Source organism: Peribacillus sp. NPDC096540, from assembly GCF_050278525.1.
Lineage (GTDB): Bacteria > Bacillota > Bacilli > Bacillales > DSM-1321 > Peribacillus.
The window spans coordinates 92,749-113,827 of sequence record NZ_JBNNTG010000005.1; the positions used below are offsets into that span (position 1 = coordinate 92,749).

Here is a 21,079-nt window from a genome sequence, read left to right on the forward strand (position 1 = left end):
AGTAAAATGTAGGGGGATAATACATGACAACATTATTGGAAGTGAAAAATGTCTCAAAACACTTTGGAAATGATACAAAAGCGTTATCCAATATTGACTTCTCTGTGAAAGAAGGAGAGTTCGTTTCTATCATAGGGCCATCTGGAGCAGGAAAATCAACTCTTCTTCGGTGCATTAATAGGATGATTGATGCTTCTAGTGGAGATATTATTTTTGATAATGATCATGTATACGAGTTAAATAAAAGGGAGTTAAAGAAAGTCCGGAGGAAAATAGGGATGATTTTTCAACATTACAATCTGGTAAATAGACTCAGTGTGATTGAAAATACCTTGCATGGACGATTAGGCTATAAATCTACACTGGCAGGTATCCTTGGTCTGTACAGTGAAGATGAGAAACTTCAGGCTGCTAATATTCTCCAAATTCTCGGACTGGAAGATCAAATCTATAAAAGGTCTGATCAATTGAGCGGTGGCCAGAAACAGCGTGTTGGTATTGCGCGGGCACTTATCCAAAATCCTAAATTGCTTTTATGTGATGAACCGATTGCCTCTCTAGATCCGAATTCATCCAAAGTGATCATGGATCATTTAAGGAATATCTGTACATCCATGGGAATCACAGTAGTAGTTAATCTGCATCAAGTCGATGTTGCTCTAAAATATTCGGATCGAATTATTGGTGTGAATAGTGGCAAGATTGTTTTCAATGGCACATCTCAAAATATAACCTCGAGTGATATCCATCAGATTTATGGGTCAGATGAAGGAAAGTTGATTTTTGATTTGGGAGGTTCCCATGTCGGCTGATATTTTTGCAAAAAAGAGAAGAAATTCGCTTGTATTGTTTTTGATTATTGGGGCTGCGATGGTTGTTTCTATTATCATTACAGAATTCAGCATGGCAAAAGGATTTACCTCCGTTCCTAAGGCTATACAATGGTCGTTATCGAATTTTTATCCAACAAAGGATTCCCTGACTAAACTGCCAGACATTTTGATAAAGCTGAAAGAAACACTTTTAATTTCTATTGCTGCAACGACACTCGCTGGAATATTGGCCTTTGTATTTGCTACTTTGGGTTCTAATACTACAAGAGTGAATGCTTTTTTCGGAGGTTTTAGCCGTGGGATAGCGGTTTTATTTAGAAATATTGATGTCTCAATATGGGCGCTGGTCTTGTTATTTTCATTTGGACAAAGTTCCTTAACCGGTTATTTTGCTTTGTTTTTCGGATCTTTCGGTTTTTTAACAAGAGCCTTTATAGAAACGATCGATGAAGTAAGCAGTAGTTCCGTAGAAGCTTTGCAGGCAACTGGTGCAAGCTATCTAACTATTATTTCGCAGTCTGTTATTCCTTCAACAATCCCGCAAATGATTAGTTGGGTTCTTTTTATGATTGAAACAAATATAAGAAATGCAACATTAGTCGGACTGCTTACAGGATCAGGTATTGGTTTTACGTTTAATCTGTATTATAAAAACTTGAATTATGACATTGCTAGTCTTGTCGTCATCACGATTATTATTTCGATTTTATGTATTGAATATATCTCAAATTACGTGAGGAGGGTGATTTTATAATGCAGGCAGAAGGTCCTATCAAACCATTTCCCTCTCATACTGGCCAGGATTTAGATAAACGGCTACTTGTTCTACTATCCAAAAAGCCCTTCTCAAAATCTACGATCGTTATAAGGTTGAGTGTTCTGATCCTTGCGATTTTGACTATGTACGCATTTGTCAGTTTTGATTATAAGGATGTTAAACTACTGGACGCACTATTATTGACTATGGACAATTTGAAGATCATGTTTTTTGAGCCGCATCTGAAGCACTTTACCTTTACTCAAGCACTTTATCAGGTGTCGATTACATTAGGTTTAGCTTTCTTAACGACAATATTTGGTGCAATCATTGCCCTGATGTTGGGACTTTTAGCGGCTGGAAATATCTCGACTAAGCCATTATCGATTGTGATAAAGGGAACGGTTGCCTTGATTAGAGCCGTTCCAACTGTGTTGTGGGTCCTCATTTTTGCAGTCGCAGCAGGATTAGGTAGTGTAGCGGCAGTTATAGGAATGACGTTTCACTCAATTAGTTACCTTGTAAAGGCCTACTCAGAATCCTTCGAAGAAATTGATAAAGGTGCTATTGAAGCCCTACAAGCAAGCGGTGCGAATTGGTGGCAGATCGTTTTCCAAGTAGTCATTCCATCTTCGATTACTTATATCATTTCATGGACTTTCATGCGCTTTGAAATCAATTTTGCAGTTGCGGTCGCAATGGGCGCAGCTGCAGGCGCGGGAGGAATCGGCTTCGATATGTTTATGGCAAGTGGATTTTACTTTGACTTGAGTGAAATTGGAGCAATCACTTATTTTATCCTAATAATTGCAATCTGTCTTGAAATCTTCGCAACACATATCAAAAGGAAACTAAAAGTATTATCTTGATAGAGGAAGACTGGCTAGGGAGACATGAAATGAAAACGACGTCGAATCAGCCTAGAAATTAGGGTGCAAATGCTAAGACAAAAAATAAAACGCCCTTTAGGCTATTTAATTAGATGGGAAAGATTACTGGTTGTTTACTTCGTTTGGTACAAGAAGGAACGTATATAGAAATGTATAGTTCGGTGATGCCTATGAAGAAAATGATAGAAATTGCCGGGTCTATGAAGTAGCTCCAAATAGTATACCTGCAATATCAAGGCTGCTGCGCCAGCCTTTTTGGTTTGGATTCGAAAAGAAAAGGTTGTCAGAAAAGAGAAGATATGTAGGCATAAAGGATTTAATGGTAAGGATAAAGAATGTAATAAAGGTGCTATTGTTAAGATTTTTATAAAAACCAGGAGGAAATAAAGATGGAAGCAAGATACCCAATAGGGAAGTTTCAGTTTGAAGGGGAGATAACGAAAAGTGTGACTGAGGGCTGGATAAAGGAGATTGAGGCTTTGCCTGGATTGTTGCGAGAGGCTGTACGAAACAAGGATGAAGAACAGCTTGATACGGCTTATCGTACGGACGGATGGACTGTTCGCCAAGTCGTGCATCATCTTGCGGATAGTCATATGAATGCTTATATTCGCTTTAAATTGGCTCTTACGGAAAATAATCCTGTCATTAAGCCTTATGATGAAGGGAAGTGGGCAGAGCTTCCTGATAATAAATTGCCAGTTGATATTTCGCTATCCCTACTTGAAGCGGTACATATGCGATGGGGCAAACTTTTATATAGTCTTAATTCAGCTGACCTGAAAAAAACATTTATCCATCCGGATTCAGGAGAAGTTTCAGTAGGTGAAAATATAGGTATTTACTCGTGGCATGGTCGACATCACCTTGCTCATATTACTTCGTTATCAAAGCGTCAGTGATGGTAAGTGGATCTGTTGGAAAGTAAAGAGTCATCAACTGTTTTCTGTGATAAAAACACATTGGGTAGAATCCAACCGCAAATATTGATCTGCATGCTTAAACAATTTGAATGAGGAGGAATTACATATGCTAGCAGTAATTGAAAAAGGTGAAGGTGGAATTATCGCTCGCTTTGAACGTTTACTCAATCACCCTGTAGAAAAGGTCTGGGCCGCTATAACAGAAAATGATAAGTTAGAAAAATGGATGTCGAATCTTGAAATTGAGGAACTTGGAAAAGAAGGGACCATTAAATTTAATATGAATGATGGTTCTGGCTCATCTTTTGATATTAAGATAAGAGACTTCCAAAAACATTCCGTCCTAGAATTCGAATGGGGTGACGGCTGGGTTCGTTTCGAGTTATCCCCGCAAACTGATGGTTGTTTATTAGTATTAAAAGAATCTATCCCCACATTAAGTGCCCATACATCAAAAGATTTGGCAGGATGGCATGTATGCCTCGAAATGCTGAGTACTTTACTTGCTGGTCATTATATCGACTTTCCAAAAGGTGAATGGGAAAAATTGCATGAGAAGTATATTATCGTAGTCAATCAGATTGAAGAATAAAAAGAATGCGCTATCGATGTATTACTCATTTATATAGTGAGTTTACTGAGTTAGGGTATTACTTTGCAAACGTTTTTGTAGATGAATTTACTGTATATCTCATAAATTTAAAAGGGGCAGGAAACTCTTGCAAAGAAGTGAGAGAAGAAGAACTAAGTATGCAAGAAGCCACTAAAGATTTAGAGGCTATTAGAGAAGCTCTGCAATATAAAACATGGAGCTTTGCAGGACATTCAACTGGCGGAATGCTAGGTTTGGTTTATGCAACGAGATATCCCGACTCTCTAAAAACATTATTGGTTGGCGGAGCAACTGCTTCTAACAAATATATGGAGCACGAGGGCAGTATGTACAGTCAACGGAGTCCTCTAAATGCCAAATTGAAAGAGATTTTCTCCATTTTAAAGTCTTCTAACTCTACATATGAAGAGCGAAGAATTGCTAATGAGGCATGGACGAATATGTCTTTGTACAATGTTGAAAAACGAAATGAATACTTTTTGAAACCGAGCAGTGGAAAAGTTGTACAAAAAAGATTGGATTATTATTCCTTTGTTGATTTACCTAGCTATCACATTCAAAATGAACTTTCTCAGGTTAAAGTTCCTGCAATTGTTTATTGTGGGAGATACGATGCTCAATGTCCCTTGGTTTTTTCTGAAGAGATAAGTGAAGGTTTAATAAATTCAAAGCTCTACATTTTCGAAGAAAGTAACCATTTCCCCTATTTGGAAGAGAAAGATACATTCATTGATATGGTTTCCGACTTTAAGAACCTTACAAAAAATGTATTATCTTAGAACTAATTGGTGCTTCAAAATTTGAACGTTGATTGGAACGTAGGGCACTCGCTTTCCGCGGGCGGTCCGGGAGCCTCCTCGGCTTTCGCCTGCGGGGTCTCCCCAAGACGCGCTTTTCCCGCAGGAGTCTCGCACCTTCCGCTCCAATCAACTTTGTTATAAAATTTAGATAGAACCACTTTTGTCTACAAACTGAGACCGACACATATCTCATTGTCGGTCTACTTTTATGTAAATAAACGAATGCATTAATTGTTCTTATCATTTTCAGAATGCATTTCTTGTTTGATTTCATTCATCCTGTTTTTTCCCCACTCATACATCATTTCAACAATTGGCAGTAAAGTCATTCCAAGTTCAGTCATGGAATATTCAACTTTTGGAGGAACTTCAGGATAAACTTCTCGGTGAACAACACCATCTTCTATAAGTTCACGCAATTGATTCGTTAAGATTTTATGAGATATTTTTGGGAAAAGTCTTTGTAAGTCACTGAATCGGTGTGTGCCTTCTACCCCTAAATGCCATAAAATAACGATCTTCCATTTGCCGCTGAAAATTGATAAAGTAAGTTCTTTTTCGCAATTATAATAGCCATTTAAGATTTTTTCTTTGATTTCATCTCTTAATGTTTCTGACATAGATATTTAGCTCCTTTTTTATTTTACCAGTAACTTTTAGGTAACCTCCGCACATAAAAGTGCGTTCTTCACAACGTCTATAACCAGCGCTAAAATATGAGTAGTCAGACAGACAATCTATTTCAATTATTAGGAGGAAGACATATATGAGTAAAAAAGCATTACTTATTATACCACCAGAACGTTTTAATGAAGATGAATTATTTCAACCAAAAGAAGTATTAGAAAATGCAGGCGTTACAGTAACGATTGCTAGTACAAAAACAGGTGAGATTACTGGTGACTATCAAGGTAAGGCAAATGCAGAAGTGATCTTTTCTGACGTTTCAGCCAGTGATTTTGATGCAATAGCTGTAATTGGAGGATCTGGTACGAACGATCATCTATGGGGCAATCAAGAATTACAAAGCTACTTGAAACAAGCTCACGAGCAAAAAGTTCTTGTCACAGGAATTTGTGCAGGATCTGTAACTGTAGCTAAAACAGGTTTACTTTCTGGACGAAATGCAGCATGTTACCCAGTAGATGTCCAAATTGACGAATTGAAAGCTAATCATGTTGAATATGTTGAACAACATGTCGTTGCACATGATGATATTATCACAGGTGACGGCCCAGATGGAGCTAAAGAATTTGGTGAAAGCTTAGCTGCAGCATTACGCTAAATCTTTGCTTACAGCAACATAAATCGTATTATTCCCCATGTGAACCCTGGATTCTATAGAATTCAAGGGTTTTTCTATTTTTAGAGGACATTTTTACTAGAAGTACAAAGGTACAATTTAGAAGAATTGGTTTAGTATCTTGTGCTTTTTTAATAAGGGGGAATATATATATAGGAATCGGACAAGTAGGGTCCAATGGCTCAAGGCCCGAAAAGGAGAGAATAACATGCATATCGAAATTGGAATGACTATCTTTGTGTTCGTCATGACAATGATAGTCATATTATGGCGGCCAGGAGGTATAAATGAAGCTTGGCCAGCTTCAATTGGTGCAGGTATTATTTTACTAACTGGCATAGTATCACGTGGAGATATTTTGGATATTATCAATAAAATCGGGGGCGCATCAATCACCATTATTGCAACGATCGTCATGGCTGTCATACTAGAAAGTTTCGGTTTTTTTCATTGGGCGGCTGCAAAGCTTGCTACCCTTGCTAAAGGTTCAGGATATCGCCTATATTGGTACATTCAATTATTATGTTTTTTAATGACCCTGTTATTTAATAACGATGGTAGTATCATGATTACGACACCCATATTGATTTTGCTTCTGAAAAATCTTAGACTGAAACCGCATGAAGCCATTCCATATCTTTTGAGCGGAGCACTGATCGCAACTGCTTCTAGCGCACCTATTGGGGTTAGTAACATTGTTAATTTAATCGCATTGCAAATTGTGCATATGTCGCTTTATATGCATACTGCCATGATGTTTGTACCTGCAACATTGGGTTTAATCTTTATGTCATGGTTGATGTTCATAGTGGTAAAGAAAAAATTGCCCGAAAAATTACCCAATCTGTCTTATGACATTGAGGATAGTTTTTTTACCAAGAATTTTCATCCTTTAAAGGGAAAGATGATGGTTAAAACAAAACGTGAACGCACTAAATTTATGTTAAAGGTATTGCTCTATGTCTTTGTGGTGCGCTGTTTACTCTTTGTTGCTTCTTATCTTTCCATACCAATTGAATTGGTTGCTGTACTTGGGTCTTTATCTTTGCTGGTATGGAGATGGTATCATTTACGAACCAATCCTGTTGATATCTTAAAAAAGACTCCATGGCATATTCTGATATTTGCATTCTCTATGTATGTCATTATTTATGGTCTCCATAATGTAGGACTTACAGAAATACTCGTGCAAATATGTGAACCAATTGTAAACCAAGGGTTATTAAGTGCGAGTTTTGTTATGGGAGGATTAGTTTCGATTCTTTCAAACATTTTTAATAATCATCCCGCCTTAATGATTGGTACCATTACCTTAACAGAAATGGGACTTGATCCAATCACGTTAAAGACGATCTATCTCTCGAATATAATTGGAAGTGATATGGGCTCATTGTTATTACCTATTGGTACGCTTGCCTCTCTTATCTGGTTGCATATCTTGAAACAAAATAAAATGAAAATAAATTGGAAAGATTATTTAAACGTATCACTAATAGTCATACCCTTAACTACCGTGGTGACGCTGCTTTTATTATACTTTTGGGTGCAAATGGTATTTAGCTAATAAATACCCTAGGAGGGGATAGTAATTAGTGTTGAGGGCTCATTACAAGGTGAAAAGATTGATATTCTACTCCCAGGAAGTAAATCTTATAAAGGAATGCTTACTGATCTGAGCTCAGATATTCATGTGTTATTTAATAAACAACAGTTTCTATATTTTCTGATATCACATGTGCATAGATTTAATTAAAGTACTAACATAGATTTAGAGAAAAGGGGGAGGCTACAATTGTGGTTCACCCTTTTTCTTCTAATAGATTAATGGTGAAACTAACGGATTCGGGTTATTTATCAAAAAACCATCGCCTTCATAATCAATTTCTGTTTGATCCGTAAAACGGGCATCAGATGGATCGATTAAAATTTTAATATCATGTAAAACCAGTTCTACTTCTTGGTCTGTTTTACATCTTGTCAAACTTAATGAATAGTTCATTTGGTTACAACATGCTCTTTTTACACCAAATCTCAAAAATGTTTCCTCTTCCATACTTTGCTGCATGTCTTTAATTATTTGCTGGGCTTTAACTGTTATTGTTATCAAGTTGTTCACTCCAATACCAGTAGGCTCTTCATTTGAAAGTGAGCCTCTTACTATCCACTTTATCATAAACATCATAATTGAAAACGTTTACACTTTATATAACGATTTGAGAAGCCTCTTGAAAAAATCCACTATGTACCTTCCGTATTTCGATACCCTTTTGTTTTAAAGAATTCTTATTCAATAAAATCCCTCCCCATTAAATTATATCCGTTTTTCTTAGGAAGTGTTCTGATTAGGTAAGAGAGGAAGTCTCTTGAATTTCAGCAGAAGAAGATCCTTCTTTATGTTTAATTAAAAGCTTACACTCGGAATTTTGTTGTTTATATCCTTGTCGACCAGATCTTGATTTAAAAGAATATGATGATGTCGTATGGGTATAAAAAACTAATGAAAGTGTAGAAGTTTGTTAAAAAACTAAAAAACATATATTTTTTTATTGAGAATAGGATAAAAGATATAAGATAATCGCCGATATTAATAGGTAATAAGCATTAAGTTGTGATATTGAATAAGGTATTAGATAAAAGTTAAATAATTATCAATCTGATTCAAGTGTTTTGTCTAGATGACTGTATGTTTTATTAAATATTTCTGATTATAAAGGAAGGGTTAAAATGGGTATAAAAAAATTAGGCAGTATTTTGCTTTTATTACTAGTCATATTAGGTTTTACTTTGTCATCTGGGGTAAAAGTTGAAGCGGCTGATCGAGTTCATATTGTATCCTCTAAAGACACGGTAGAGTCGATTGCCAAGACTTATGATATATCGACGGAGCAATTAATGAAAACGAATGGTTTACCGGATGATCAGTTATATGTGGGCCAAAAGTTGACGATCATTCAAACGGCTTATACTCCTTCCATTTATCAATGGTCGGAGAGAGGAAAACAAATTGCGAAATATGCGAAATCCTTTGTAGGGTTTAAAAAGACAGCAGGAGAAGAAACGCCTGAAAAAGGGTTTGATTCCAGCGGACTGATTCATTGGGTGCTTTCCCGGCAAAGTGTGCCCATCGACCGTCTGACAGTAGATGGCTTTTATAAGCAAGGAATGGATACCACCACTCCGAAAACTGGAGATATTATATTCTTTCTGGAAAAAGACAGCTTAAAAGTTGTGACTGCAGGTATTTATCTCGGCGAAAACCAATTTGTCAATTCTGGATATGGTGCAGAAACGGTTCAGGTGAGATCCAGCACAGAAAATTATTTTGCAAAATACCAAGTTGAGTATAAAACATACACTCCTAAAGGAGAACATATCGTCCGAAATGGTGAAACGCTTAAAAGTATTTCGGAAAAGTATGGAATTTCCACGAATACGATTAAAAATCGTAACGCTTTACCGACTGATGAGTTGATGCAAGGACAGTATCTACAACTATACAGCAACCCGTTGTATCCGTTTTATGTAAACCAAGAAGCTGCATATGATAAAGCATATGATGTCATTAAGTATGGATACACCCTACGCGGATTCACCTTTGTTTTCGGGGAAGAGGATCCGATGATCGGAATGGATTGCAGCGGCTTCATCTATTGGGTCATGAAAGAGCAGGGCCTTTCAGTAAAACGGGGTTCCGCAGCGAACTACTTCTCATTGCTGCCCAAAATCGAAAAACCAAAGGCAGGGGATTTAGTATTTTTTAGGGACACAGGTACAAGGCTGGGTGTGACCCATGTAGGCATTTTCCTAGGGGATGGCCGTTTTCTCAATACAACGGAAAACGCAGGCGTTCATATTTCCAACCTTTCGTCAAGTTATTTTGCCGAGAAGTTCGAAAGTTTCGGTCAAGTTGAAAGCCTTATGAACTAAGAAGAATATAGGAAGCCTGCTTAAGTGTTTCTGGTAGTCTCTTTTTTAAAAAAGACGATAGGGAAGATCATTCAATCTGCTTATATTCCAGAGTCGCTTTTTCAAGGGCACGAACGAACCGATTAAAAAGATCCAATGGATTTACCCTGTTTTTACTGGTAAAGTCATTACCTTTGAATAAGCTTTTTCTAAGCTTCGTGGAAAGTTCCAATTGCACGCCTGCACCTGTTTTGGATGTGTTGGTGATGTTGTTTCCATTCAAGCCGGAAAGGTGCTGCGGTGCGTCTTCAGTTTGAAATCCAGCTTCATTGAGTGAATGCTGAATCAAGTTCTTATAGGGTTCATTCCGTCCTCCAATGTACACCAGCGCGTTATGTACGTCGTAGTGGCCATGGATGGAAAGGATGGTCTGTGCGTTCGCTGCCATTGAAACGCCGATCGGTTCATTGAATAAGTTGGATGTTATATGAAGTACCTGGTTCCCCCTTGGTTTAAGACCTTCGAATAGATATGTGCTTGCACAAAGCCTTTCTCCAAGGGCGGCAGCAACCTCGCTAGTGCCTGGTTCGATATTCCCGCCATGTATGGCTAAGACTGCAATATCAGGTATCCTATGATGAACGATGATGCGGTAATCGAGGTATTTGTGTTCATTTTGCTGCAGTTCAGCAAAATCAGTATAGCTTTTCATGGTTATCCTCCCGTATCTGTAGCCTATTTACATTCTATACCCGTTGAAAGCAAAAATAAAAAAAGCGGGGATGCCCCAGCTTTTTTTATTTTTCGATAGTCGTATATTGTTCTATTTTATTTTGCTCGTCGGGTGTTAAAGTTTCCGTGCGTTTGAACATATTCATGGTTACAAGCAGGGCCGCTATAAGAACAACAGGTATAACCCAGTTTGTTATTTTTTTTACGATATTCATATTCTAAGTCCCCTTATGCATTACTAAAATTCATATGGTGTTCGAAAGGAGAGGCTGGATAAGCATTTTTATTGCTGCGCTTTCCAGCTTCCATTTCTTCTTTTATCCCCAGCTCCGGATAGTCGTCCGTCTTTCTCGTTTTTAACGAGTACTTGAACCCCGCCATAATACATGGGGGAAATCTTCTGAATGACTTCATATCCTGAATCTTCCAAGTTGGATATTATTTCATTCGAAAGCCTGGATTCCGTATAGATTTTCTTTCCATCAAAGATGAACCGATTACGGTCGATGATATCCTGAAATGAGCCTTCATTCTCTGTATATGAATAAAGGACCTGCATCAATACTTGAGGAATCCTATCACCGCCGGGTGAGCCGATCCCAATCGATTCCTTCCCTGGTTTCTTGAGAATGGTTGGGGCGGTGAAAGTTCTTGACCGTTTATATGCCTCTTGAGAATTCAGGCCGGACCGGAAATTTTTCAATTGATCGTTAAGGAAAAAGCCATTCGTATAGTCACCAGATCCGAAAAAGTTACTGAGCGTATTTGTTGCGGAAACGACAGTTCCATATTTGTCTATGATCACAAAATGTGTCGTGCTTTCATGTTCTTCGGAACCATTCGCTTCTTTAGTTTCCCAATTTTCACTTATGATCTTATTTTTAAGATTATTCAAGTGAATGGGTGAGAGCAATTGTTCAGCCTTAGAGTGACTTATTCCATCACCCGTATATGCTGATCGATCTTGATAAGCAGTATTTGTGATGCCCCCCAGGATTTTCATATAATCTGATTTGCTTGAAGAATCACCTAGGTTCGTTTCCTCGGCGAGCCTTAACATTTCAAGAACTGTAATCCCGGAAAAGGGAGGAGGGGCGGTAAAAACGTCATAACCGGCAAATGTTCCTTGAACTGGCATACGTTCTTTCACCTCATAGCGCTTTAAATCCATCAAGTCGATGTCTGTTTTTCTTTTAATATCCCGTGCAATTTCCCCTTTATAAAAACCATCAGGACCTTCCTGTTGAATCTTCTTCAATGTTTCAGCAAGTCTTTCTTGGATGAGGGTTTTGCCTGGTTCAATTGCATCACCATCAGGATAAAAAAGTGAAGTGTTATCGGAATAGACCCTTGGCTGAGCTGCTTCTAAGCGTGATGATAACGTTTCGTCCACTTCAAACCCGCCTTCAGCCAAATCTATCGCCGGCTGAAGAAGATCTGCCATTGGTACGCTCCCATACTTATCGCTTATAACCTGCATGCCGGCTACTAAGCCAGGAATCCCCGCATTGTGTCTTGAACTTGGGTCTTCCGGAGAGGATTCACGATAATCGATAAAATTGGGGTCTCCGGATCCAGGGGCAATCAGCATACCGCCGCCGCCACCCACGCCAGATCCAAAAGGTTCGACTACACCTAATACATAGGATACCGCAATTGCGGCATCCGCCGCCGTTCCGCCGTTATCCAATATTTCCATCCCGACATCTATTGCGATTGGGTTTGAAGAACTGACCCCATATGATTGTTCCGTTTTACTCTTTATCGGATCATTCGTGTCAGAAATAGGGGGTGTCTTCGAACATCCAGCTAAATATATGAGCATGCAAAGGGAAATGAATACTTTTCCCGTCATACGGTTAATCATCGATTATTCCCCCTGTTCGTTGAGCTTCCAAGTTGTTTCACTTTTTACATAGTAGTATCCAATCGTTCCTTACTGAATGGGTTGTATGTTCTGTTGTGCAGGTTTTACTTCTTTTTTCTCTTGTGCAGCTTTCTTTTCTTTCGCTGCTTTTTCTTCTTGTGCTGCTTGCGCTGCTTTTTCTTCTTGTTCACGTTGTGTCTTATGGTCAATTACCTTCTTATGATTCATGGTAATCTCGATATGATTCTCTTTTTTAGACCATTGAACTTTTTCACTAGTTTCCTTCGTCAACTGGCGGTAAACTCGTGATTGGTCGATCGAAGAGGTAGCTGGTCTTGGTGTTGCCTCCTCAATTTTTAGTGGAACGACATCAATGGTAGCTTGTCCGTCTTCTGCTAAATGGTATTGAACCATGGCTGAATCCTTTGTACGTGTCCAACCTTGGTCAAATACAAAGTTTCCTAAACTATAAAAGATAATTCCGTCATTATATACATCAAACGATTGAAGGACATGGGGGTGATGGCCGATGATGATATCAGCTCCCGCATCGATTATCGCTTTAGCCAATTCTGTTTGACGAGCGGTTGTAGATGTTGAATACTCTATTCCCCAGTGAACATTCACCACAACCAAGTCTGCGTTGCCTTGCTTGGCATCCTTGGCTTTTTCAATCATTTCAAATAATAAATCAACGTTGGTGTTCAATATCCCAGCTTTATTACTTTTTGGCACGGCATCCTTACCGTAAACATCTGTGAAGCCAAGTGTTGCGACACGCACGCCATTAACATCCGCATAGTCGATGCTATTTTTAGCTTCGGTAGTGTTCGATCCAACACCGACATAGTGCATATCCGCAGTTTTGAATTCATCAATCGTGTCAAGCAGTCCTCGTTCTTCGAAGTCCATCATATGGTTATTGGCCAAATTCATCACAGAGAAGCCAGCATCTTTAACGGCTTTCACACCACTATTATTGGAGTTTAACCTGATGGCCGTGTCTGCTTCCTTGTAGTTGGATACCTCTTCTTTTAAAACGGGATGTTCATAATTCCCACTGACATAGTCTGAATCGGTAAAATAGGGCTTCATATATCGGAAGAGGTAATCATACCCGTGCTTTTCCGTTACTTCTTCAACATATCGTCCCATCATCACATCACCGACCATTGTCATCGTTAATGTTTGATCCGATTTTGAAGCGACTGTGTTCACTTCTTCAGCCCGTCCCATCCAAGTGGTGATGACTAATGCTATTAGTAAAATAGGGAGAATGATTCCAGCATACTTAAGATTCTTTGTCTTCGTATGTTTAATAAAGATAAGTGTTTTTTCTTTTGCATTTAAAGTTCGTTTCATTTTATGCACCTCAGAATAGGTAGTACACGTTCATTAAGCCGAAAGTTAAACCGGATAATAGAAGTGTGCTGCCAAGTGTTAATGGCATTCCTTGTCTTTGAATGGTATTCGCTATTAAACCTGGTACGATTATACCGATCCCTCGAAACTCGAAAATTTCAAATGGCATGACAGGGTAGACGAAATCTAATAGGAGCTTTAAACAAATTCCAGTTACCATCATAGCTGCAAATTTTCTTCTTCCATATAAAATCACCCATCTTGAAAGGCCGTGAGTGACGATTAAATAAGTTACTACACTAATGATCAAGATGACCAGCATGATTTCCCATTGATCAAATACTAATGCCAAATAACCTGGCACAATAAGTCCTGCGGGCACGACACCCGTTTTTTCTGAAAAAATAAGGCTAAGCGTTACCCCTAGTACTAGGGCTACATATAAATCCGATCCAAACATTAAGGTTCCTCCTACTTAACTCGCTTTTTGCTTCGTTTTAGATTTCATAAATGCTTCAATTAATGGTTCTGCTGCACCATGGATGTTACCGACACCGTATACGATTCGGTTTTTCATTAATGGGCGGAGACGGGCTACGATTTCTTCTGTTGACCAGTTTTCTAAATCCCAATACTCTTTTGTATCTAAATTACCTTGCTCAAATACCCGGGTTATCGGTGATGTAGTTTCACCAATGGCAATGACGATTTCAGATTTAATGTACGGCAATACATCTCTTGCAAACTGCTCTGTACGGTCCACACGGTCAGCACGGCAGTTCATGATGACGATAGGAGCTTCTGTGCTGTATCCAAACGTACTTACACGTTCCCAGATGTTTAACGTCGATGACGCGTCATTTGCGGCAAAGCCATTTACAAAGAAAGTTGGCTGAATTGGGTCTCCGAATTTAGTGATACGCATGGCACCTGGATCCGGATGTGCATTTAACATGCCACGGAAAGCCGTTTTTTCATCAATACCCAATGCTTCTGCAACGGCCAAAGCAAGGGATGCGTTATCCGGGAATACCATATAGTCGAATTCGCGTAAAAAGTCTTCCGAAATTCTTGAATTATCAGCAACAATTACTTTCGAATTACGTTCCTTTGCAATTTGTTTGAAAAATTCCAAATATTCACTTTCAATGGTTATTAAATGCCCATTATAGGGAATAGTTGCTGTAAAGGCTTGTGCAACCTCATCCAATGTTGGTCCCATGACATCCATATGATCCTCTAGTACATTTACGATAACGCCGATGTTGGCTTGAATCATTTTATTTTGGAAGATTAGTTGATAGTCAGGCTGTACAGCCATACATTCACAAACTAGTGCTTCTGTTCCTAAATCGGCAACTTCTTTAACTACACGGCGTTGCTCTCCGATATTCGGTCCCTCTGGACGGCGTTTAATCGGTTTTTCTTTGTCCGTAAACCAATAGATCATTCTTGCTGATGTTCCGGTTGTTTTACCTACTGTTTTGTACTTAGCTTCCTGAATCACACCTGTAATTAGACGTGTTACAGTCGATTTCCCTCGAATCCCATTCACATTCACACGTACCGGGATGGAGTCGAGACGCTTCTGATGGCGTTTTTGTTCGAAAATGCCATAGCCAAGCAAAAAGATCGCACAAATAAATATTGGTGCCATTTTTTAACCTCTCTTTTTTTCAAATATTTGAATTACTGAATACACACTACATGATTTTAAACTTAATAGGCAAGGGTCAATTATTCTATCGCAATATAGTTATTATCGTATTTTACAAATAAATCTATATATAAGTGTAATAGTATCTAAAGGATTTATATGTTTTATGAGTCCAAAGATGCGGTTGAAAAATTATTAAAACCATAGTTTGTTTCCACTAAAATATGGAAAGTGTAATAAAAACTCATTTTGATTAGCATCAAAGTAGTTTTATGAGTATTTGAACCCGATTCTTAATGGCTATATTTGTATAATGGATTGTTTCTGAAAGTGAGGTTTATTACAGTTCAATAATTGTTTATACCCATTTGCTTGACCTTTACGTAACAATATTCATTCATTTGTCATTCAATTTAAGAAATTGTATCTATCGACTCAATTAGTTGGACTCTTTTGAATATGAACAAAGATGAGTAAAAGAACACCCCTCTTTTTTTTTGGTTTTTTGGTTTTTTACATAGAAAATACCCATGGGGCTATAGAGTGACTTCTTTCTTAAAAATGAAGAAAAAACTAAATTCAAGTTGTTTTTGGAAAAATGCCTAGTTTCTTCTATTAATATGGTGTTAATAGAAGAATGAAAAAGAAAAAAAGCTCAGAAGATATCTGAGCTTTCCGTTTGTATTTTTTAAAATAATATAATGGGTAAGAAATCTCCGCTAGTTATGGAGTATTCGTAATTTGTGGGAAAGGGACCACGACAATAGTAGCGGATTCTGGAATAATTAAGGTTAACTGGATTTCTTTCTGTCAGAAATCTCAGGATTGGAGTCCTTTTTACCACCATCAATAACATAAAGCTTAGGAGTTAATCTCCTTTTTCCTTGTTTTTCAGAATTCATCTTCATATAATTTTCGTATTCTTTGCGAAAGAACTCGTTCGTTTCTCGTTCTAAGGTCTTCCTTGCCTTAAACTCTGCTATGAATTTGAAAAAACGTTTCATATGAATTCCTCCTTTATGGGTGAAAAAGGTCTTAGTTTAATAGTAACATAGGTTCGGTAAAACTTAACCCTTTTTTACAATTTTGGAGAGAAAAGTACGTTTTATTAGTTATTTGGTTGGGTTTTATTCATTTTTGAAAGAATAATAACAAAAGAACTTTGTTGAGAAGAATTTCCTATGCAATTGGTTAAAATGGGATGCTTCGATCATGAGCGTTAGATTACCGGAACTTGCCAGCAAGTAGATGAAGTGGAAGTAGATGATAGTATTGATTTTAGTGGTTGAAAAATATTCCTGTAGTTATATATATTATACACTAAATATTCTGAAAATAAACTAAAATGTTTGTTTGAAACGTCAGAATCTATTTGTTTTTTATTAATGTGTATAGTAATTTATTCCCCAAAATTCCGAAAACGAAACACAATTTATAAAAGAGACATTAGGGAAATAGAAGGTAGAAGGAAAAGAAAAAAAGCAATTTCCCTCGTGAAACACGCAGGAAATTGCTAGTATCATAATTGGAACTTTTTAACCTGTTCAGTTAATTGCTCAGCAGCCGTGGCGAGCTCAAGAGCATGTTTGGTGATTTCATCCATCGAAGAGCTGGATTGCTGGGCGGATGCGGAGACTTGTTCGATTCCTGCCGCAAACTCTTCAGACACGGCTGCGATGTCTTCAATAGCTTGGTTGATTTTTATACTATTGGTAGTGATATAGTTTAAGTCATTTTTAATATGCTGTACTTTTGTACCCATAGTCCCGACTGAATTATTAATTGTCTCAAAGGTTTGGCCGGTGAGGGTAATTTGTCTCGTGCCTTCATCTACCTGTGTGTAGCCATCTTCTAAAGAGCGGACGACGGTTTTTGAACCAGTTTGAATAGCTGTGACAATATTTGTGATATCCCCAACTGAATGTGTGACCTCTTCGGCGAGTTTTCGTACTTCTTCTGCGACGACAGCGAAGCCCTTTCCATGTTCGCCGGCGCGTGCAGCTTCTATAGCAGCATTTAAGGCCAATAAATTTGTTTGATTGGAAATATCCTTGATGACCTGTACAAGCTGAGAGATTTCCATTGATTGTGAGTCAAGTCCTTTCACTTGTTCGACGGCATTTTTGACAATCTCATCAATCATTTTCATTTGTTGGACCGAGCTGCGCATTAATATGATTCCTTCCTTGGTCAAGGTTAGAATCTCAGTGGAACTTTGGGAAACTTCTTCCCCGCAAGAATAGGCCTGCTGGATCTTGCTGGTGAACTCTTCCATCATACGGACCATTTCAGTTGCTTGGTTGGCTTGAGACTCTGAGCCTTCCGATAGCTCGAACATGGTAGTCGCAATCTGCCTGCTGCCTTGTAGGACTTCATTTGCTGATTGAGTTAAGTCTTCGCTTTGATTCGAAACGGATTCAGATACGTCCAGCATTTTTTCGAGAGTATCACGAAGGTTTTTCTGCATTTGGTTGGAGGACATCGTTAATTCTCCAATTTCATCATTTGAATTGTGCTTTAAAGGTTCATGGTTCAGCTCACCATTCGCCACAACCTTCATTCTGTCCCTAATTTTAAGGAGAGGTTTTGTAATAATATTGGCTGTTACAAACGCTAGCAGAAGGCCGATAATGACAGCGGCAATGGATATAATGATACTTGTCGTTTTAACTGATTCTCCACTTGCAATGACGATTTCTCCGGAAGCGACAATCGATTTCTCGCGTTCGGAAGCTAGCTCCCTGAACCCATCCATCAATTCATTGCTTATTGGTGCAACTTCATTCTTTAGTATTTCTATAGCACGTTCTTCATTTCCTTGATCATATTGTGCAAATACGCGGTCAATAATAGTTGTTCTCCAATCCACGCTTTTCTGAATCAATTCCTTCATTTTGTCAGAATCATTTAAGGCTAAAAGATCCTCCTGAATGACTTTGCTTTCTTCGGTATATTTTAAGAACCTCTCTTTATTACTTTCGTCGCCAAATAGAATATAGCCTCTTGCGAGTGCGCTTCTTTGTGCAAGATTATTGAGTAGTTGTTCTTCATCAATAAGAACCGGCAATTCATTGCTAATAATATCTTTGGAATGTACAAGTGACTTATTGCTACTATAAATATTAAATGCTCCTAAGATGATACACAAAGATATGATGAGTGAAAATGCCCCCAATATCTTTACTTTAATACTTTTCAAGTTAATGAACCCCTTTTACTATATTTTTGTTACCCTTTTTATCGGAAAAATAATAGGATATTTAAGAAGGTAAAGGAAGATATGTTGTATAACAAAGTTTTCCATTCGGTCTTGTAATCAGTTTGATATAAACATCTTGATTTCTTTTCATATTCAAGTTACTATTAATTTGGAAAATTATTATATTCCGCTAGGCGGAAGAGGTTCTAGCTACCCTCTCAAAAAAACTAAGGAGAAACAGTACTCTATTCTTAGGGTACTGTTTTTTTCCGTAAAAAGGAGTTTTATAGAAATGATGAAGAAGGAAAAGGCAGTGGTTGTGTTTAGCGGGGGCCAGGATAGTACGACGTGTTTGTTCTGGGCAATGGAGCGATTTGAGGAAGTAGAAGCGGTTACGTTTGATTATAATCAGCGGCACAGCTTGGAAATCGAATGCGCGCAAAAAATTGCTAAGGAACTGGGCATTACCCATCATATTCTGGATATGTCGCTGTTGAACCAACTAGCGCCGAATGCGTTAACGCGAAGTGAAATCGCAGTTGAGGATGGAGAAGACGGGGAACTGCCGTCAACGTTTGTACCGGGGCGGAATTTGCTGTTCCTTTCGTTTGCGGGGGTATTGGCAAGTCAAATTGGGGCAAAGCATATTGTCACCGGTGTCTGCGAGACGGATTTCAGCGGATATCCAGACTGTCGCGATGTATTCATTAAATCGTTGAACGTGACCTTGAATTTGTCGATGGATCAGTCATTTGTGATTGATACGCCGCTTATGTGGCTGAATAAAGAGGAAACATGGGAGCTTGCGGATCAGCTTGGCGCGTTCGATTTTGTCCGTGAGAAGACTCTGACTTGTTATAACGGGATTATTTCCGACGGCTGTGGTGAGTGTCCGGCATGTAAGCTTCGGAAAAAAGGGCTGGATGACTATGTAAGCAGACGGCAGGTGCTTAAATAATGTACGGTTTTACTATCGTGGATAAGCTTCAAAAAATAGATAAAGATATTCAACGGAATCAATTAAACTACTCAAGCAAGCGGGTCATGGTCAGCAAGGAATTCACCTTTGATGCCGCGCACCACCTTCATGACTATGAAGGCAAATGCAAGAACTTGCATGGCCACACTTATAGGGTTATTTTCGGATTGAGCGGATATACGGATTCACGCGGTTTGATGATAGATTTTGGTGATATCAAAGAAATTTGGAAAAATGAGATTGAAATCTACCTTGATCATCGTTATTTAAATGAAACACTGCCGCTCATGAATACAACAGCTGAAAATATGGTTGTCTGGATTTATGAAAAAATGGCCGAAGCCCTTTTAGCCAAGAATTATGAGGGTGCTAGAGTCGAATTTGTTCGTCTATATGAAACGCCGACGAGTTATGCTGAAGCTAGACGGGAGTGGATGGAAAGTGAGTAAGCTGCCTGTTATGGAAATCTTCGGCCCGACAATCCAAGGGGAGGGTATGGTCATCGGGCAAAAGACCATGTTTGTTCGGACGGCCGGCTGCGATTATTCTTGTGCCTGGTGTGATTCCGCGTTTACTTGGGACGGCACCGGTAAGGAAGATACAGTTCAAATGACTGCTAGAGAAATATGGGATGAGCTGAAGCGAATTGGCGGTAAGGGTTTTTCCTTCGTTACAATATCAGGTGGAAATCCAGCCTTACTGAAAAATCTAGATGGCTTGATAGCGATATTAAAAGAAAACGGAATGGAAATCGGCGTGGAAACACAGGGTAGCCGTTGGCAGGATTGGTTTCTCGATATTGATGAACTGACTATTTCACCTAAGCCGCCGAGTTCTAGGATGAACACGGACTTTGAGGTGCTTGATCAAATAATATCTAATCTTGCCAATCGAAATCCCGATAATCATGTCTCATTGAAGGTTGTAGTCTTTGATGATGAAGATTATCTGTATGCCAAAAACGTACATTTCCGGTACCCGGATATTCCTTTTTATTTGCAGGTAGGCAATGATGACAGCAGGACGGCGGATGATCAGCAGCTGATTAGCGGACTTTTGAAAAAATATGAAGAGCTAATTGATAAAGTAATAGCTGATGATGACCTTAGAAATGTGAAAGTGCTGCCGCAGCTGCATACGTATATATGGGGAAATAAGCGGGGAGTGTAAAGTAGGATAGAAAGAAGCAGTGTGATGTGCAAGATCAATCACACTGCTTTTTTAATGCGGACTATAAACTAAATACCATCAGAACCGA

General features: G+C 38.5%; 22 protein-coding genes and 1 riboswitch. Of the genes, 12 read left to right on the plus strand and 10 right to left on the minus strand.

Annotated elements, in window-relative coordinates:
- Positions 1–23 precede the first annotated feature (23 nt).
- The 6 genes from phnC to ACQKMR_RS07205 all read left to right on the plus strand — a co-directional run bounded on the left by phnC (position 24) and on the right by ACQKMR_RS07205 (position 4,795).
- A complete protein-coding gene (gene phnC / locus ACQKMR_RS07180; protein WP_427696668.1) occupies positions 24–812 on the plus strand; it encodes a phosphonate ABC transporter ATP-binding protein in 789 nt (262 codons plus the stop codon).
- The gene (locus ACQKMR_RS07185; RefSeq protein WP_427696669.1) at positions 802–1,587 is read left to right on the plus strand and encodes a PhnE/PtxC family ABC transporter permease; all 786 of its coding nucleotides are present in this window, start codon (positions 802–804) and stop codon (positions 1,585–1,587) included. The genes phnC and ACQKMR_RS07185 overlap by 11 nt, the downstream gene beginning before the upstream one ends.
- Positions 1,587–2,459 carry a PhnE/PtxC family ABC transporter permease gene (locus ACQKMR_RS07190; protein ID WP_427696670.1) on the plus strand — a complete coding sequence of 291 codons (873 nt, stop codon included), beginning with the start codon at positions 1,587–1,589 and terminating at the stop codon, positions 2,457–2,459. The genes ACQKMR_RS07185 and ACQKMR_RS07190 overlap by 1 nt, the downstream gene beginning before the upstream one ends.
- Positions 2,460–2,869: 410 nt before the next feature.
- Positions 2,870–3,382 carry a YfiT family bacillithiol transferase gene (locus tag ACQKMR_RS07195; protein ID WP_427696671.1) on the plus strand — a complete coding sequence of 171 codons (513 nt, stop codon included), beginning with the start codon at positions 2,870–2,872 and terminating at the stop codon, positions 3,380–3,382.
- A gap of 127 nt (positions 3,383–3,509) precedes the next feature.
- Positions 3,510–3,995, plus strand: a complete 486-nt coding sequence (locus tag ACQKMR_RS07200) for an SRPBCC family protein (protein ID WP_427696672.1) — start codon at positions 3,510–3,512, stop codon at positions 3,993–3,995.
- A 5-nt stretch (positions 3,996–4,000) separates the two neighbouring features.
- Positions 4,001–4,795, plus strand: coding sequence for an alpha/beta fold hydrolase (locus tag ACQKMR_RS07205; protein WP_427696673.1), 795 nt, complete (start codon positions 4,001–4,003; stop codon positions 4,793–4,795).
- A 248-nt stretch (positions 4,796–5,043) separates the two neighbouring features.
- Here ACQKMR_RS07205 and ACQKMR_RS07210 read toward each other — a convergent pair whose 3' ends face one another.
- A complete protein-coding gene (locus tag ACQKMR_RS07210; protein ID WP_057214669.1) occupies positions 5,044–5,436 on the minus strand; it encodes a winged helix-turn-helix transcriptional regulator in 393 nt (130 codons plus the stop codon).
- Positions 5,437–5,582: 146 nt separating this feature from the next.
- Here ACQKMR_RS07210 and ACQKMR_RS07215 point away from each other — a divergent pair, with 146 nt between their 5' ends.
- Positions 5,583–6,101, plus strand: coding sequence for a DJ-1/PfpI family protein (locus tag ACQKMR_RS07215; RefSeq protein WP_416116094.1), 519 nt, complete (start codon positions 5,583–5,585; stop codon positions 6,099–6,101).
- Between the two features lie 226 nt (positions 6,102–6,327).
- Positions 6,328–7,683: an arsenic transporter gene (locus tag ACQKMR_RS07220; protein ID WP_427696674.1), complete on the plus strand. Its 1,356-nt coding sequence runs from the start codon at positions 6,328–6,330 to the stop codon at positions 7,681–7,683.
- Positions 7,684–7,932: 249 nt separating this feature from the next.
- Here the strand turns inward: ACQKMR_RS07220 and ACQKMR_RS07225 are convergent, their stop codons facing one another.
- A complete protein-coding gene (locus tag ACQKMR_RS07225; RefSeq protein ID WP_427696675.1) occupies positions 7,933–8,226 on the minus strand; it encodes a HesB/IscA family protein in 294 nt (97 codons plus the stop codon).
- Between the two features lie 617 nt (positions 8,227–8,843).
- Between ACQKMR_RS07225 and ACQKMR_RS07230 the strand changes: the two genes are divergently transcribed.
- Positions 8,844–10,046, plus strand: a complete 1,203-nt coding sequence (locus tag ACQKMR_RS07230) for an NlpC/P60 family protein (RefSeq protein ID WP_427696676.1) — start codon at positions 8,844–8,846, stop codon at positions 10,044–10,046.
- A 67-nt stretch (positions 10,047–10,113) separates the two neighbouring features.
- Here the strand turns inward: ACQKMR_RS07230 and ACQKMR_RS07235 are convergent, their stop codons facing one another.
- The 8 genes from ACQKMR_RS07235 to ACQKMR_RS07270 form a co-directional block, all read right to left on the minus strand.
- A complete protein-coding gene (locus tag ACQKMR_RS07235; RefSeq protein ID WP_427696677.1) occupies positions 10,114–10,737 on the minus strand; it encodes a poly-gamma-glutamate hydrolase family protein in 624 nt (207 codons plus the stop codon).
- A gap of 85 nt (positions 10,738–10,822) precedes the next feature.
- Positions 10,823–10,972: a CapE family protein gene (locus tag ACQKMR_RS07240; protein ID WP_427696678.1), complete on the minus strand. Its 150-nt coding sequence runs from the start codon at positions 10,970–10,972 to the stop codon at positions 10,823–10,825.
- 68 nt (positions 10,973–11,040) lie between these two features.
- The gene (locus tag ACQKMR_RS07245) at positions 11,041–12,624 is read right to left on the minus strand and encodes a gamma-glutamyltransferase family protein (RefSeq protein ID WP_427696679.1); all 1,584 of its coding nucleotides are present in this window, start codon (positions 12,622–12,624) and stop codon (positions 11,041–11,043) included.
- Between the two features lie 69 nt (positions 12,625–12,693).
- Positions 12,694–13,986 carry a CapA family protein gene (locus ACQKMR_RS07250; protein ID WP_427696680.1) on the minus strand — a complete coding sequence of 431 codons (1,293 nt, stop codon included), beginning with the start codon at positions 13,984–13,986 and terminating at the stop codon, positions 12,694–12,696.
- Between the two features lie 10 nt (positions 13,987–13,996).
- Positions 13,997–14,446, minus strand: a complete 450-nt coding sequence (pgsC, locus tag ACQKMR_RS07255) for a poly-gamma-glutamate biosynthesis protein PgsC (protein WP_053347415.1) — start codon at positions 14,444–14,446, stop codon at positions 13,997–13,999.
- Between the two features lie 15 nt (positions 14,447–14,461).
- Complete coding sequence (gene pgsB, locus ACQKMR_RS07260) at positions 14,462–15,643, minus strand: poly-gamma-glutamate synthase PgsB (protein WP_427696681.1); 1,182 nt, start codon at positions 15,641–15,643, stop codon at positions 14,462–14,464.
- A 791-nt stretch (positions 15,644–16,434) separates the two neighbouring features.
- Complete coding sequence (locus ACQKMR_RS07265) at positions 16,435–16,647, minus strand: hypothetical protein (RefSeq protein ID WP_427696682.1); 213 nt, start codon at positions 16,645–16,647, stop codon at positions 16,435–16,437.
- Positions 16,648–17,162: 515 nt separating this feature from the next.
- Positions 17,163–18,842, minus strand: a complete 1,680-nt coding sequence (locus ACQKMR_RS07270; protein ID WP_427696683.1) for a methyl-accepting chemotaxis protein — start codon at positions 18,840–18,842, stop codon at positions 17,163–17,165.
- Positions 18,843–19,036: 194 nt separating this feature from the next.
- Positions 19,037–19,079, plus strand: a riboswitch (PreQ1 riboswitch).
- 58 nt (positions 19,080–19,137) lie between these two features.
- On the opposite strand from ACQKMR_RS07270, the gene queC reads away from it, so the two are divergent.
- The 3 genes from queC to queE are packed head-to-tail and all read left to right on the plus strand — an operon-like array spanning position 19,138 to position 20,991.
- A complete protein-coding gene (queC, locus tag ACQKMR_RS07275; protein WP_427696809.1) occupies positions 19,138–19,800 on the plus strand; it encodes a 7-cyano-7-deazaguanine synthase QueC in 663 nt (220 codons plus the stop codon).
- Complete coding sequence (gene queD / locus ACQKMR_RS07280; protein WP_427696684.1) at positions 19,800–20,270, plus strand: 6-carboxytetrahydropterin synthase QueD; 471 nt, start codon at positions 19,800–19,802, stop codon at positions 20,268–20,270. The genes queC and queD overlap by 1 nt, the downstream gene beginning before the upstream one ends.
- Positions 20,263–20,991: a 7-carboxy-7-deazaguanine synthase QueE gene (gene queE / locus ACQKMR_RS07285; protein WP_427696685.1), complete on the plus strand. Its 729-nt coding sequence runs from the start codon at positions 20,263–20,265 to the stop codon at positions 20,989–20,991. The genes queD and queE overlap by 8 nt, the downstream gene beginning before the upstream one ends.
- The last annotated feature ends 88 nt before the right edge of the window (positions 20,992–21,079 follow it).